The sequence below is a fragment of the Mesorhizobium sp. M1A.F.Ca.IN.022.06.1.1 genome (genome assembly GCF_003952605.1).
Lineage (GTDB): Bacteria > Pseudomonadota > Alphaproteobacteria > Rhizobiales > Rhizobiaceae > Mesorhizobium.
The window spans coordinates 1,610,572-1,624,321 of sequence record NZ_CP034455.1; the positions used below are offsets into that span (position 1 = coordinate 1,610,572).

The following is a 13,750-nucleotide window of genomic DNA, read 5'->3' on the forward strand; positions in this document are numbered from 1 at the left end:
GCGACACGCAAGCCTATTGCCGGGCAGAGCGCCACGCCGCGGCCGATGCCGCCACCAGCATCAGCAAGGCGGCGACCAGGGCGCAGTTGGCGAAGCCGAGGGCGGTGTAGAGCGGGCCGAAACCGGCGGTGCCGACGGTTACGGCGAAATAGGTGACTGCGCTGTTCAGGCCCATGATCGTGCCGCGTCGCGCGGCGTCGAGCGCGGTGAGCCGCATCACCAGAACGTTCAGCCCGAAATGGTTGGCAAGGCCCCAGACGGCGATCGTCGCCATCAGCAGGCCGAAGGTGCCGCTGGCCGAGGCGATCGCCACATAGACGGCGGCGACCAGCAGATAGGCGAAGGGCATGACACGGCGGGCGCCGAGACGGTCGATGACGCCGTCAAGCAGCGCCGCCGCGCCGAAGCCGAGCCCGTAAGCGATCGCCGCCAGCCCGTTGGCGCTGACCGGCTCGCCGAGACCTTCATGGAGATGATCGCCGAGATAGCCGTAGACGCCATAGAAGGCGGTCATGAAGGCGCCGCAGGCGATCAGCAGCGGCAGGATTCCGGGCACAGCCAGCGCGCCGAGCGGCGACGGTGCCGGACCGCTTTTCTTGGTGTCGCGCAGCGAGCTGACCGACAGGCCGGCGACGGCGGCTCCGGCGAGAAGCGCGACAGCGGCGAAGACGGCCCGCCAATGGATCAGATCGGCAAGCACCGCCGACAGCGACACTCCGGCGACCATGGACAGCGTCCAGCCGGTCAGCACGACGCCGATCGTTCCGCTCTCGCGGCCGGGCGGCGCGATCGCTGCGGAGCTGGCGTAGATCGCCGGCATGGCGACGCCAGCAGCGATGCCGGCAACGAGCTGGGCCGCGACCAGCGCCGCCACCGTCGGCGCGAGCGCGCTGCCCACCAGCGCCAGCGCAAGCAACAGCAGTGCGCCCTGCAGCATGCGGCGGGCGCCGATCCGGTCGATATAGCGGGCAAGAAAAAGCGCGCTGGCCGAGGTGCCGAGGCCGAAGGCAGCGGCGGCCGTCATCACCGCCGGCACGCTTGCCGCGAAGGATGCCGCGACGGCGGGCGCTATCGGCCCGAGAACCAGTGAGTTGGAGCCGATGACGGCGATGCAGCCGGTCAGCAGGTAGGCTGCGGCCGGGATCGGTGCACGGGACGCCGCAGTCAGAATCGCTGATTGATCACTGTTCGACATATCTCCATAATGACCGAATTGAATTCAGCATCAATGGAGAATTTCCAAATGGACTCAGCAACAGATGACGTTCAGCGGAACAAGCAGCCAACCCGTGAGGTCGACCCGATCGACCGAAAAATATTAGGCGTTCTGGTCGACGACGCGACCATCAGTTATGCCGAGCTCGGCGATTGTGTCGGCCTGTCGCCGCCGGCGGCGCATGAGCGGGTGAAGCGGCTCAGGCGCAGCGGCGCCATCCGCGCCACCTCGGCGATCATCGATCCGAAGGCGGTGAAGAAGCCGCTGCTCGCCTTCGTGCACATCGATACCAGGGGCTGGGGCAAGACGCCGGAATTGATGGCGATCTCGGAATGCCCGGAAGTGGAAGAGATCCATTCAGTCGCCGGCGACACCTGCATGCTGCTCAAGGTGCGCACCGAGGACACAAGGGCGCTGGAAGGCCTGCTGTCTCGTATCTACGAGACGCCGGGCGTGGTCTCGACGCGCAGCTATGTGGTGCTTTCGACCTATCTCGAACGGCCGGTGCAGCCAGAGATCACGGCCGAATGGCCGGCACCCAAACATATGGCGACGCCTGTCTACTAATTAGCCGGCTTACGGGATCGTGGCGCTGCGATAGATATCGAGGACGCGCGTGACGCTGGCAATCAGAAGCTCATGCGCGGTCGGCGTGATCCGACCGGCGCCGACCTCGGCATCGAGATGGCCGAGATACTGGCTGATCAGGGGGCGTGGAATCTCGCGATCGCCGAGCGCCGCCAGCAGCGCTTCGGTCGCATGCTGCGCATCGGGTGATGGCCAGTAGTAGCGGATGCGGTCGCTGAAGGAGAAATGCCGCTGCAGGCGCTGCTCGTCAGGCGTTCCCGGATAATATTTCTGCCAATTGCCGGGTGAGGCCAGCATGATGCGTTCCATCGCGGTCGGCAAGCTTTCGCGCGAGGGATCGGGCGCGAGCGCGTCGGCGATGTGGCTCAGGCCATAGAGCGCCTCGCGCAATGCGAAGGTGAGCCAGGGGCCGACCTTGAGGATGGCGAAGCCGTCGCGCACGAGCGCGGCCAAAGCTTCCGCCGGCTGATAGTCGGTCGAATGCGCCTCGAAGACGAATTGCGGCTGGCTTTCCAGGGCCGCGACCAGCTTCGTCGCCCTCTCGGGCGCATAGGCGATGATCTCGGCATTGCCGAATTCGACGCCGGGCTGAACGACGACGCCGACAGCCCGGGCAAAAGCGGCATCGAGGCCGAGACGGCAGAAGGCCTGGCGATGGAGCTCGACCGTGCGGAGCGCATCGGCCGGCTCGGTCACATGCATATGGTCGAGCGCTTCCAGCGCGCCGCCCGGAACCGGCACTTCGGTGCCGATGATGTAGACGGGTTTTTCATCACCCGAGCGGGCGACCGCCGCCTCGGCAACCGCCGCAAGCTCGGCCGCGCGCGCGGCAATCGTCTCGTCGGCGAGTGCCACGGAATCGTCGGCACAAGCCATGCTGGTGTCGAGATGCAGCTTGGTGAAGCCGGCGGAGGCATAGGCGTCGATCATCGCCGCCGCCTTGTTCATCGCTTCCGCCGCGGGCAGATGCTTCCACGGATTCGGGCCGAGGTGATCGCCGCCGAGGATCAGCCGGTCGAACGGAAAGCCGGTCCTGCCTGCTTGCGTCTCGACGAAGGCTCGAAAGGCGGCCGGGGTCATGCCGGTATAGCCGCCCTCGTGATTGACCTGGTTGCAGGTCGCCTCGATCAGCACATCGGCGCCATTCCTCGCGCCGTGGCGGAGCGTCGCTTCGATCACCAGCGGGTGCGCCGAACAGATCGAGGCGATGCCGCCCTTCGCGCCTGCCGCGCGGCGAGCGGCGATGCCAGCAAATCTTGCCGTGGCGCCGGTCATGCGCGTGCGGTCGCTTTTGCGATGAAGGCCTCGACGTCGGCGAGCCGGTGAATGCCTTCCATTGGCCCCTTGCGGGTAACGGCGAGCGCGCCGCAGGCATTGGCGATGCGCAGTGCATCGGCGGGCGAGGCACCGCGCAGCCAGAAGGAAACGAAGGCGGCGCCGAAGCAATCGCCGGCGCCGGTCGGATCGACTTCCTCGACCACAAAGCCGGGCATGGCGAGCGTGCCCTTGCGGTCGTGATAAGTGGCGCCATCGGCGCCTTTCTTCAGCACGATGCAGGAGATGCCTCGCCCCAGCAATTCGCGGACCGCGGCCTGTTCGTCGCTGGCGGAGGAGAAAAGGAACAGTTCGTTGCCGCTCGGCAGGAAGACATCTGTCTGCGCGAGCACATGATCGAGCGCCTGACGCGTGCCGGACGCCTGCATGATCTCGCGACGGATGTTCGGATCGAAGGACACCGTGCCGCTCTTGGCCTTCACGGCCGCGATCGCGGCGAGTGCGACGTCGGTGGCGCGATCGGAAAAAAGCGAAGAGCCCATGACATGGACATGATCGGCTCCGGCCAAGAGCCGCTTGGCGGCATCGTCCATTTCCAAAAGGCCGGCGGCGCTGTTCCGGATATTGAAAACAAAATGCCTGGATGCATCGGTCCGGTAGGCGACGAAGGCGGTGCCGGTTGCATGGCCTTCACGGACGGCGATTGCCGAAACGTCGGCGCCGAGCGCGCTGAGCCGGTCGATGTTCAACTGGCCGAAATCGTCCCCGCCGACGGCGCCGATGAGACCCGCAGGCTGGCCGAGCGCCGCCGCTTGGCCGATGAAGATCGCCGGGGCGCCGGACGGAAAGGGGCCGGCCAGCGGACCGGGCTCGAGGAAGCTCTGGCCGATTGATTCCGCCATGATCTCGACGAGGATCTCGCCGGCTGAGACCAGCTTCTTCATCACGTCCTCCCGGCATTCGCCATGCATGGCTTTAGGGCTTGGAATACGGCCCCCTCTTTTTCACGTCAATTAATAAATTTACGCATGGAATAATTTCTCCGGACGCGTTGAAACTTGCGGAGCTTCCTGTAAAGTTTCAACTTGCAGGCGCACGCCGATGCGCCGTATGAGCGCCGGAGCAGCGCCATGGGAGCGAGGTTCCATGCCGCGAGGGTTTGGATGCCGATGACTCACAAGACGATGGAGGAGTTCGCCCGTTCCTGCGGCGTCTCCAGGCCGACCTTGTCGAAATTCTTCGACGATCCGACCAGCGTCAAGCCGGCGACGCGAAAACGCATCGAGGATGCGCTGCGCTCGTCCGACTATCAGCCCAATCTGTTCGCGCGAAACCTCAACCGCAAGCGCACCCGCAGCATCGGCATCGTCGTGCCGACGGTGACCGACCCGTTCTATTCCGAGATGGTCAGCCGCATCGAACTCAGGCTACGCGACGAAGGCTATTGGCCGATCGTCATTTCCTCGCATGGATCGAGCGAACTGGAAGCCGAGGCGACGCGGACGATCTTGTCGTTGAAGGTCTCCGGCGCGCTGATAGCACCGCTCGGCCGGCGCTCGGACCAGCGAGCGATCGAGAAGCTGACGCAGGCGATCCCGATTGTCTATTTCGACACCTATCTCGAAGGCGGCACGCCTTTCGTCGGCAACAACAATGTGCAGAGCATGTCGACCATCGTCGACTATCTCTGCCGCTCGGGCGATGCCCCGGTCTATTTCGATATTCCGCACGTCAATCATAATTCGCTCGAGCGGGTGGAGAGTTATGTCAATGCCATGAAGCGGCTCGGGCAGGAGCCGCTCGTCTTCGGCAATACCGACGACTACACATGGGAGTTCGAACGGATCGGCTACGAACAGACGGAAAAGCTGCTCGGCAATGGCGGCCTGCTGGGCAAGACCATATTGTGCGCCAACGATCGTCTCGCCTTCGGCGTGATGGCGGCCGCCTTCTCGAAAGGGCTGAAGGTGGGCCGCAAGGCGGATTGCGACCTGCGGGTGGCTGCGCATGACGACCATCCGCTCAGCCGCTACACTTGCCCGGCGCTCACCACCATGGCGCAGGATTTCGCGGCGATGGCCGGAAGCAGCGTCGAGACGCTGCTTACCCTGCTCGACGAGGACGGCGCGCCCGTCGCGGCGAAGGTCAATCTCGACGCGACGCTGGTGATGCGCCAGTCGGCCTAGGGATACCGAACTCCCGCTGGGCGATCACGGCGCCTCAGGCAAGCAGGCTCGCCGCCTCGTCTTCGCCGAGCAGCGGCGGCTGGTCGACCGAGCCGACGACGGCGACGGAGTTCCGGCTTTCGCCGGAGGCGAGGATCGCTTCCATGACCTCGAGCACGTGCAGCGCCAGTTCGCCGGACGCGCGGGGTCTGCGCCCTTCCAACAGCGACCGCGCCAAGTCGGCGACGCCGAGCATGCGATAGTTGGCGCGGTCCGGTGCGGCATAGGGCCAGTTGCGCGCGCCGTAGAGCTCGCCTTCGCTCTCGAAATCCTTCCAGTCGGCGCCGTGCGCCGATAGCGAGACCGTGCCGCCAAACGTGTCGGGATCGGGTAGCCTGAGCGAGCCTTCCGTCCCGTGCAGCTCGATCGGATGGTTGGAATGCTTGAAGACGTCCCAGGAGGCGCCGAAGGTGACGGTGGCGCCGCAGTGGAATTCGAGCAGCGACAGGATGTTGGTCGGCGTGCCGACCCTGAAGCTGGTGTTTTTGTAAGGGCCTTCGGCGGTGATCAGGCGCTCGTCCTGACCGCGCGTCGTCATCGCCATGACGCGGGCGACCGGGCCGAGCAGGTTGACCAGCATCGTCAGGTAGTATGGCCCCATGTCGAACACTGGACCGCCGCCCGGCTGATAGTAGAATTGCGGATTGGGATGCCAATGCTCCATGCCGCGCCCCATCATGAAGGCGGTGCCGGTCACGGCGCGGCCGATCGCGCCCTCGTCCATTAGGCGGCGGGCACGCCGCCCGGCTGCGCCGAGGAAGGTGTCTGGAGCCGAGCCCAGCAGCAGATCGCGCTTCGCCGCCTCCGCGACCAGCCGGCGGCCCTCGCCGGCCGAGGTCGCCAGAGGCTTTTCCGTGAAGACGTGCTTGCCCGCGGAAAGCGCCGAATGGGTGATGTCGAAATGCGCCGACGGAACGGTGAGGTTGAGGACGAGATCGACCTCGGGATCGGCCAGCAGAGCATCGACCGGCAGCGCGCGGATACCGTATTCCCTGGCCCGTAGCGCGGCCAAGTCGGCGGAAATATCGGCGCAGGCGCGCAGTTCCACGCCGGCGAAAAGTGCTGCGTTGCGCAAATAGGTCATCGATATGTTGCCGCAACCGATAACGCCGATACCGAGCTTCGCTCCTGACTTTGCTTGCATTTTCCTTCCGACCTCCCAATGCGGCATCGCCCAGCCAACCCGCTGCAACGGCGGCGGACCATGTTCCCTACTCGCTATAGCGCATTTTAAATCTTGACGCGCGTAAAATTTTTATAGAGCATGTGAAAATGCTGGCTCGACATCGGAGGCCGCCAGCTCAAAACGATTGAGGAATTTTGCACTCATGAGCCTAGGAACCAAGGTGCGCCTTGCGCGCCTCTTCTCGCATCCATCCGGGAAGCTTTTTGGCGGCGCGGTCGACCACTTTGTCGGCTACGGCGACGTGCGCAAAGGCGGGCTTGCCGATCTGCCCGGTGCGCTCGCGCGCGTCATGATGGGCAAACCCGACTACGTCAGCATCCAGCCCGGCACCGCGCGCCATCTGTGGCCGCAATATGCGGGCAAAGCGTCTCTGGTGATCCAGGCGGGCTGCTTCACCCCAGACGATCGCATCAGCGAACTGATTGCAACGCCGGAGGATGCGGTGCGCGCCGGGGCCGATGCGTTGGCCGTGGCCATTCCGGTGCGCGGCGCGACCGAGGGTAAGTACATACGCTGGCTGACCGACTCGGTGAATGCGGCGGCACGCTACGGCATGCCGGTGGTGGCGCATATTTACCCGCGCGATTTCGCCGACGGAGCAAAAATCGTCTTCACCCCCGACGAGATCGCCTATGCGGCGCGCATCGGCTACGAGTCCGGCGTCGACGTGATCAAGATAGGCTACACGGGCGATTTCGAGTCGTTCCGAGAGACCGTCCGGACCTGCCCGGTGCCGGTTGTGATCGCGGGTGGTCCGAAGACCGAGACGCTGCTCGGCGCCCTTCAGCAGACGGCGGACGCCATACGTGCCGGCGCGCGCGGTGCCGTGGTCGGTCGCAATCTCTGGGGGCACGGCGATCCGGAGAAGGCGGCACTTGCCTTTCGGAGCGTCATCCATGACGGCCTTTCGGCAGAAGACGCCCTGGCGAAGGCGGGTGCCTGAACGATGCCCACCGTCCCTTCAATCCTCGGCTTCGGCGCTATTGCGATCGACGACATCGTCTATGTCGATCAGCCGTTGTCGGCGGGCAAGGGGAAGGTTCTGCAAACTGCCCGAACTTTCGGCGGAAATGTCGCGACGGCCCTTGCCGCCGTCGCGCGGCTCGGCGGAACCGCCGGGTTCGTCGGATGGCTAGCCAGTGCCGCGGACGACGCCGTGCTGTGCGATCTCGTTGCGAGCGGCGTTGAAACCGCATTCGCGCCGCGCCACCCGCAGGCACGCCCGGTGCGCTCGCGGATCACCGTCGGCTCGGATGGCGAGCGGTTCATCGCGTATGACGACGAAGCGATGCTGGGCACCGCGTCGGACTTTCCGGACGAGGTCCTCAGCCGCGCGGCCGTCCTGATCGTCGATAGTTACGCGATCCGGTCGATGGATGTCGTGGCTCGGGCTCGCGATCTCGGCCTTGCAATCCTCGGCGATATCGAATGGAGCAGCGGCCCAGCCACCGAGAGGCTGATCGGGCTCTGCGACCATCTCATTCTTCCCCTCGGCTTCGCGCGGACTGCCACGGGCGGCCGATCGCCCGCCGAGATGCTCGACGCATTGTGGATGCCGTCGCGGTCCACCGTGGTTCTGACTGACGGCGGCAGGGGCGTCTATTATCGCGGACGCGACGAGGCAGGGCTCTGGCACCTGCCTCCGCACCGGGTTGCCGTCGTCGACTCGACCGGCGCCGGTGACTGCTTTCACGGTGCCTATGCCCATGCATTGACGCGCGGAGCCGAGACCGCAGGCCGGGTCGCATTCGCAGCCGCGGCCGCGGCCCTGTCGATAACGGGGCGTGGCGGGCGCGAGGCGCTGCCGACCGAGGGCCAGGTCACGGAACTCCTGGCATCGACGAACGCCCCGTCGGCAGTCGAACTGAAATCTGCGCAGCTCGATACCGGAACATAGTTGAAACTATCCGAGGAAGATTTCGCAGGGCGACCATAGGCCGACAATAATCATAAAAACGAGCGGCTTAGACTTGTGGAGGGAGGAAGATGGCAGAAGTCATTCTTGAGAATATCTGCAAGACCTACGGGAACAACTTTCATGCAATCGACCAATTGAACTTGTCGGTCGAGGATGGCGAGTTCTTGATTCTCGTCGGGCCGTCCGGCTGCGGCAAATCCACCGCCTTGCGAATGATCGCGGGATTGGAGGACGTGACAAGCGGCAGCCTTCGGATCGGCGGAGTCGACGTGGTCGACATGCCGCCCAAGGACCGGGATATCGCGATGGTCTTCCAGAGCTACGCGCTCTACCCACATATGACGGTGTTCGAAAACATCGCCTTTTCGATGCGGCTGGCAGGCAAGCCGAAGGCCGAACGCAAGAAGCGGGTGGGCGAGATTGCCAAAACCCTTCAGTTGACATCTCTGCTCGACAGCAAACCCGCGAACCTTTCAGGCGGACAGCGTCAACGGGTTGCCATGGGCCGCGCCATGGTGCGCGAGCCGGCCGCCTTCCTCATGGACGAACCCCTTTCCAATCTGGACGCGAAGCTGCGTGTTCAAATGCGCGCCGAAATTACCAGCCTGCAAAAGCAACTCGGCGTCACGACCATATACGTGACCCACGACCAAACCGAGGCGATGACGATGGGGGACAGGGTCGCGGTGTTGAAAGGCGGCGTGCTGCAGCAGGTCGACACTCCCAAGAGACTCTATGAATCGCCGGTAAACGCCTTCGTTGCCGGCTTCATCGGTTCTCCTTCGATGAACCTGTTCGAGGCGACGCTGACGGGCGACGAACTGATGTCCGGCACCTTCGCCATCCGGCTGCAGGACGCAGCCTTCGTGCGCAGGCCGTCCTTGAGGACGTATGCAGGGCGCAAGGTCGTGTTCGGGATCCGACCGGAGGATCTCTATGACAGCAGTCTCGAATCCGGCCGCAGATATCAGACGATCCCGGCAAAGGTGACCTCGATCGAAGAACTCGGGTCCGAACACATCGTTCATCTCAGCATCGATGCGGTGCGGGTGGACTCCGGCGATCCGGACGCGGTGCAGGATTTCGGCATGACCTCGAACGCGGTGGCGAAATTCGAACCGGTCAGCACAGTCCTGCCCGGCTCGGAGATCCGCTTGGCCGTAGACGACGCCAAGCTCCATTTCTTCGATCCCGAAACGCATCTGGCGATCTGAAGATTTGTCGCAGAGCCCGCAGGCAGGAGCGATGCGCCTGCGAAAGTACTCGTAAGAAGACTTCTGAATGAAGCAGACGATTGTCCGCATTGTGCGGTCGATCTTAAGAAGGAGGAGAAAATGACGTTTCGGATACGACCCGCGATGCTGAAAATGGCCGCGGCCGCATGGCTGCTCGGCGCAACCGGCGCCATGGCGGACACGACGCTGGAATTCACGCAGTGGTGGGAGCCAGAGCTGCCCGCAGGCTCCTTGCGCAAAATCATGGACGAGTTCGAGGCTGCAAACCCCGGGATCAAGGTGACGCTGGTCAGCGGCCCCTATGCGACCACGCGAGACCAGATCTCGGTCGGTGCTGCGACCGGAACGCTTAGCGACGTTGTCGGTCTCGATGGCGCCTGGGTGAACAATCTGAATGCGCAAGGTGCGCTTTCCGACATGAACCCGATGATGGATGCGAGCAAGTTCGACAAAGCCCAGGTCGCGGACATCATCAAGGTGGACGGCAAGGCCGTGATGTTCCCGGTCGCTTCGTTCGTCTATCCGGTGTTCGTCAATCTGGACCTCGCCGCCCAGGCAGGCGTGACCAAGCTGCCGTCGACCCGCGCGGAGTTCCTCGAAGCCGCCAAGAAGATGACCCATGCCGACAAGAACCAGTATGGCTGGGTGCTGCCGCTGTCGCTGCAGACGCCGTCCGGCGTTCAGAACGACATGATGTCGTGGGTTTGGGCTTCGGGCCAGTCGATGATGGCGAATGGCAAGCCCGACCTCGAGGGCAAACCGGTGGTGGATATGCTCAGCTTCGTGAAATCGCTCAACGACGCCGGCACCATCTCGCCCGGCATCGCCACCAAGACGGAACAGGAGAAGGTCGAGGAATTCGTCAACGACCGGGTCGGGATGATGATCGACTCGCTCGCGCATGTGAACCTCATTCGCAAACGCAATCCCAAGCTGAACTTCGACCTCATCCCGGTCCCGGTCGTGGAGAACTACAACGGCAAGCGCGGCCTTCCCTATGCCTCCTGGGGTATCGGTATCTCTGCCGGCTCGAAGCACCAGGAGGAGGCCTGGAAGCTCGTCCAATATCTGATGAGTGAAAAGGTGAACGCCAAGCTCGTGTCGCTTGCAAACGCCTTCCCGGGCAACGTCAACGCCAAGCCCGATTTCGTGACGTCCGACAAGGCATTCGCAAAGGCTTTCGAAATCTTCAAGACCGGTTATCTCGCCAACGAGTTCACGGGTCTGCCGGTGGCGGAAGACCTGATGACCCAGTTCGACGTGGAAGCCCAGAAGATGCTTGCCGGCGAGCAGTCTCCGGAACAAGCCGCAGCCAACGCTCAAAAGGGCTGGATGGCGAAATTCTGATCGGCCTGTTCCCCGTTCACTTTCTCGACCGGGTGGCCTGACTTCGGGCAGGCCACCCGGCCACAACGGATCGGTGGACCCGTGTTCCGAAGCTCACCTTCTCTTGAAGGCGTATTTCAAGGTTGGCACATGACCCCGCAGAAGCGCTCCCATCACAGACTGAAACGAGCGGTCGCACCCTATCTCTATCTGTCGCCCTCGCTCCTCATAATCGGTCTTCTGATGCTGCTGCCGATGGTGACGGTGATTGCCTATTCGTTCCAGAACAGCGCGGTGCTGCGCCGTGACCCATCCTTTGCCGGACTGAAACACTACCAGGCGATCTTTGCCGATCCGGTGTTTTGGGCTTCGCTGTGGCACACGCTCTACTTCACTTGCATGAGTGTCGTTTTCCACATGACCATCGGCATGGTCTTCGCACTCATGCTGAACAGCGACCGCATCAATCCGACGCTGCGCAATATTCTGCGCGTGCTCTACATACTGCCTTGGCTGTTCACTGCGGTGATTATCGCCGTGATCTGGCGCCTCCTGCTTGAGCCGAACGGGGTCGTGAACAGCATTCTCATGCAGATGGGCATCATCGGTTCCAAGGTCGAGTGGTTTTCCTCGCCCGAGACCGCGCTGCACGCCGTCACCTTCGCCAATATCTGGGCAGGGTACCCGCTTTTCATGGTCAGCCTGCTCGCAGGCCTGCAGGGCATTCCCAAGGATTTCTACGAGGCCGCCGATATCGACGGCGCCAAGGCCTACCAGAAGCTGATCTTCATCACGATCCCGCAGTTGATGCCGATCATCATCAGCATCTCGCTGCTCGACTTCATCTGGACCATGCAGGTCTTCCCACTAATCTGGATAACGACGGGCGGTGGCCCGATCTACTCGACCGAGGTCCTCAGCACCTACACCTACAAGCTGGCGTTTTCGAGCTACAACCTGTCTCAGGCGTCGGCAAGCGCTGTGGTCATCCTGCTGATCTCGCTTGGCCTGACGCTGTTCTACATCCGTTATCAAAAGGCTCGGTAGTCACCATGAGGAAAAGGCACACGCCGAAAGACAGGCTGATCACCGTCGCGCTCCATGTAGCGCTTGTCGCGGGACTCTTTTTCGCGGCCTTCCCGATCTACTGGATGCTCAGCAGCTCGTTCAAATCGAATACTGAAATCTTTGCCCTGCCACCAACCATCCTGCCGAAGGCCTTCACGCTGGAAGCGTACGCAGCCATCGTTGGCGACCCGGTAAAGCTGCGCTTCTTCTTCAACAGCTACTTCGTAGCGGCAGCGGTGACCGTGCTGACGGTGCTGATCGCCTTGCTGGCGGCCTACGGGTTCAGCCGCTTCAACTTCCGCGGCAAGGGCAGCTTGAACACACTCATCATCAGCACGCAGACGATTCCGCCGATCACGCTTCTCATCCCTTTCTTCGGGCTTGTCGTGTCATATGGCATCTTTGACACCTATGTCGCGCTGATCCTGACTTATCTGGTGTTTACGCTGCCCTACGCGATCCTGCTGATGACGGGATATCTCAACACCTTGCCCCGCGATCTCGATGAAGCGGTGGCTGTCGACGGCGGCACCAGTTGGACAGCGCTTTGGCGGGTCATCGTCCCGATCTCGCTGCCTGGTATCGTGGCGACGTCGGTCTACACCTTCCTGTTATGCTGGAACGAATTTCTCTTTGCGCTGACGCTGACCAAGTCGACGTCCATGCGCACCGTGCCGATCGGCATCCAGCTGTTGATGGGGCAGCACGCCTTCGAATGGAACCAGATGATGGCGATGAGCGTGCTCGGCTCGTTACCGCTTTTGCTCATCTACCTCGTTGCCCAGAGATTCTTCCTCGCAGGCATGACCGCGGGCTCGGTCAAGTAGGACGTCCCTCCCATGAAGACGCAGAGCGACACCAAGGAATGGGCGGTATCAAGGAATGAAAGAATGAACGTGAAAGACCTCAAAGTCGGCTGCCAGACTTTTACCTGGGAGATGCTCGGCGACCGTTTTGGCGGCGGCCCGGACGATCTCATCAAGGCGATTTCCGACGGCGGCTATGCCGGCATCGAGATCACCGACACGATGATCGGTCGCTATGCCGGCAAGCCTGCGGAGTTCGCCGCCGCGTTGAAGGCATCCGGCCTCATGCTGGTCTCGTTCGCCTTCGGCTCGAAGAGCGGCTTCACGCTCAAGGAGAAAATCGGCGAGGACCTCGAAACCGCCGGTCGCTGGATCGACTTCGCCGCCGCCTTTCCGGGAGCGCTGGTGTCGATGGGCTCGGCAACCGTCGTCTCCGACGGCCCGCGCGACCACAAATTCGCCATCGCCGCCGAGGTCTACAACAAGGCCGGCGAACTTGGGCGCAAGGCCGGCGTGCAGGTGGCTGTGCATCCGAGCTCGCATCACAACACGCTGCTCTTCGACCGCGCCGATTATGACCGCATCTTCTCCCTGCTTGACCCATCGCTGGTCGGCTGGGTGCCGGACACCGGACACATCTTGCGCGGCCGTCAGGACATGGCCGATACGCTCACCACCTATCGCGACCGCATTCGCTATGTGCATCTGAAAGACGTCGATGCCAACGGCAGTTGGGCGATGCTCGGCCAGGGTGTCTGCGACACGGCTAAGGTGATCGAGATCGCAAGCGCCGCGCCCAACTTCAACGGCTGGCTGGTGCTGGAGGAGGAATCCGAAACCGCCGCCGCCGATCCGGCTGGCGCGGTGAAGACCAATCGCCAGACCATGCGCGGCTACGGGGCTTGAG

13 protein-coding genes are annotated in these 13,750 nt (G+C 63.1%); 9 read left to right on the plus strand and 4 right to left on the minus strand.

Translation table 11 applies throughout. The features are described from left to right. Positions 1 to 13 precede the first annotated feature (13 nt). Entirely contained in the window at positions 14 to 1,195 is a 1,182-nt protein-coding gene (locus EJ078_RS07975) for an MFS transporter (protein WP_127214188.1), read from the minus strand. A 48-nt stretch (positions 1,196 to 1,243) separates the two neighbouring features. Here EJ078_RS07975 and EJ078_RS07980 point away from each other — a divergent pair, with 48 nt between their 5' ends. Next, positions 1,244 to 1,783: an Lrp/AsnC family transcriptional regulator gene (locus tag EJ078_RS07980; RefSeq protein WP_208721181.1), complete on the plus strand. Its 540-nt coding sequence runs from the start codon at positions 1,244 to 1,246 to the stop codon at positions 1,781 to 1,783. Positions 1,784 to 1,792: 9 nt separating this feature from the next. On the opposite strand, the gene EJ078_RS07985 is transcribed toward EJ078_RS07980, so the two are convergent. Next, a complete protein-coding gene (locus tag EJ078_RS07985) occupies positions 1,793 to 3,079 on the minus strand; it encodes a D-tagatose-bisphosphate aldolase, class II, non-catalytic subunit (protein WP_127214184.1) in 1,287 nt (428 codons plus the stop codon). Next, positions 3,076 to 4,023, minus strand: a complete 948-nt coding sequence (locus EJ078_RS07990; RefSeq protein WP_095776665.1) for a sugar kinase — start codon at positions 4,021 to 4,023, stop codon at positions 3,076 to 3,078. Before EJ078_RS07990 ends, EJ078_RS07985 begins: the two co-directional genes overlap by 4 nt. A 219-nt stretch (positions 4,024 to 4,242) precedes the next feature. Here EJ078_RS07990 and EJ078_RS07995 point away from each other — a divergent pair, with 219 nt between their 5' ends. Continuing rightward, the gene (locus EJ078_RS07995; RefSeq protein WP_127214182.1) at positions 4,243 to 5,265 is read left to right on the plus strand and encodes a LacI family DNA-binding transcriptional regulator; all 1,023 of its coding nucleotides are present in this window, start codon (positions 4,243 to 4,245) and stop codon (positions 5,263 to 5,265) included. Between the two features lie 34 nt (positions 5,266 to 5,299). Here EJ078_RS07995 and EJ078_RS08000 read toward each other — a convergent pair whose 3' ends face one another. Beyond that, positions 5,300 to 6,448, minus strand: coding sequence for a Gfo/Idh/MocA family oxidoreductase (locus EJ078_RS08000; protein WP_127214180.1), 1,149 nt, complete (start codon positions 6,446 to 6,448; stop codon positions 5,300 to 5,302). Between the two features lie 184 nt (positions 6,449 to 6,632). Between EJ078_RS08000 and EJ078_RS08005 the strand changes: the two genes are divergently transcribed. From EJ078_RS08005 to EJ078_RS08035, 7 genes are all read left to right on the plus strand, one after another. Continuing rightward, a complete protein-coding gene (locus tag EJ078_RS08005) occupies positions 6,633 to 7,433 on the plus strand; it encodes a class I fructose-bisphosphate aldolase (protein ID WP_095823888.1) in 801 nt (266 codons plus the stop codon). Between the two features lie 3 nt (positions 7,434 to 7,436). Next, entirely contained in the window at positions 7,437 to 8,387 is a 951-nt protein-coding gene (locus EJ078_RS08010) for a PfkB family carbohydrate kinase (protein WP_127214178.1), read from the plus strand. 89 nt (positions 8,388 to 8,476) lie between these two features. Beyond that, complete coding sequence (locus EJ078_RS08015) at positions 8,477 to 9,622, plus strand: ABC transporter ATP-binding protein (protein ID WP_095823890.1); 1,146 nt, start codon at positions 8,477 to 8,479, stop codon at positions 9,620 to 9,622. A 120-nt stretch (positions 9,623 to 9,742) separates the two neighbouring features. Beyond that, entirely contained in the window at positions 9,743 to 10,990 is a 1,248-nt protein-coding gene (locus tag EJ078_RS08020) for a sugar ABC transporter substrate-binding protein (protein WP_095800986.1), read from the plus strand. Between the two features lie 129 nt (positions 10,991 to 11,119). After that, entirely contained in the window at positions 11,120 to 12,016 is an 897-nt protein-coding gene (locus tag EJ078_RS08025; RefSeq protein WP_095776286.1) for a sugar ABC transporter permease, read from the plus strand. A 5-nt stretch (positions 12,017 to 12,021) separates the two neighbouring features. Continuing rightward, entirely contained in the window at positions 12,022 to 12,864 is an 843-nt protein-coding gene (locus EJ078_RS08030; RefSeq protein ID WP_127214174.1) for a carbohydrate ABC transporter permease, read from the plus strand. Positions 12,865 to 12,927: 63 nt separating this feature from the next. Next, complete coding sequence (locus EJ078_RS08035) at positions 12,928 to 13,749, plus strand: sugar phosphate isomerase/epimerase (protein WP_095801123.1); 822 nt, start codon at positions 12,928 to 12,930, stop codon at positions 13,747 to 13,749. Position 13,750: the final 1 nt, after the last annotated feature.

What these genes read in the sequence shown, in the direction of transcription:
- EJ078_RS07990 (WP_095776665.1), bottom strand. Translation starts at nt 4,023, where the DNA reads ATGAAGAAGCTGGTCTCAGCCGGCGAGATCCTCGTCGAGATCATGGCG.
- EJ078_RS08025 (WP_095776286.1), top strand. Translation starts at nt 11,120, where the DNA reads ATGACCCCGCAGAAGCGCTCCCATCACAGACTGAAACGAGCGGTCGCA.
- EJ078_RS07995 (WP_127214182.1), top strand. Translation starts at nt 4,243, where the DNA reads ATGCCGATGACTCACAAGACGATGGAGGAGTTCGCCCGTTCCTGCGGC.
- EJ078_RS08020 (WP_095800986.1), top strand. Translation starts at nt 9,743, where the DNA reads ATGACGTTTCGGATACGACCCGCGATGCTGAAAATGGCCGCGGCCGCA.
- EJ078_RS08010 (WP_127214178.1), top strand. Translation starts at nt 7,437, where the DNA reads ATGCCCACCGTCCCTTCAATCCTCGGCTTCGGCGCTATTGCGATCGAC.
- EJ078_RS08015 (WP_095823890.1), top strand. Translation starts at nt 8,477, where the DNA reads ATGGCAGAAGTCATTCTTGAGAATATCTGCAAGACCTACGGGAACAAC.
- EJ078_RS08005 (WP_095823888.1), top strand. Translation starts at nt 6,633, where the DNA reads ATGAGCCTAGGAACCAAGGTGCGCCTTGCGCGCCTCTTCTCGCATCCA.
- EJ078_RS08035 (WP_095801123.1), top strand. Translation starts at nt 12,928, where the DNA reads ATGAACGTGAAAGACCTCAAAGTCGGCTGCCAGACTTTTACCTGGGAG.
- EJ078_RS07980 (WP_208721181.1), top strand. Translation starts at nt 1,244, where the DNA reads ATGGACTCAGCAACAGATGACGTTCAGCGGAACAAGCAGCCAACCCGT.
- EJ078_RS07975 (WP_127214188.1), bottom strand. Translation starts at nt 1,195, where the DNA reads ATGTCGAACAGTGATCAATCAGCGATTCTGACTGCGGCGTCCCGTGCA.
- EJ078_RS08030 (WP_127214174.1), top strand. Translation starts at nt 12,022, where the DNA reads ATGAGGAAAAGGCACACGCCGAAAGACAGGCTGATCACCGTCGCGCTC.
- EJ078_RS08000 (WP_127214180.1), bottom strand. Translation starts at nt 6,448, where the DNA reads ATGCAAGCAAAGTCAGGAGCGAAGCTCGGTATCGGCGTTATCGGTTGC.
- EJ078_RS07985 (WP_127214184.1), bottom strand. Translation starts at nt 3,079, where the DNA reads ATGACCGGCGCCACGGCAAGATTTGCTGGCATCGCCGCTCGCCGCGCG.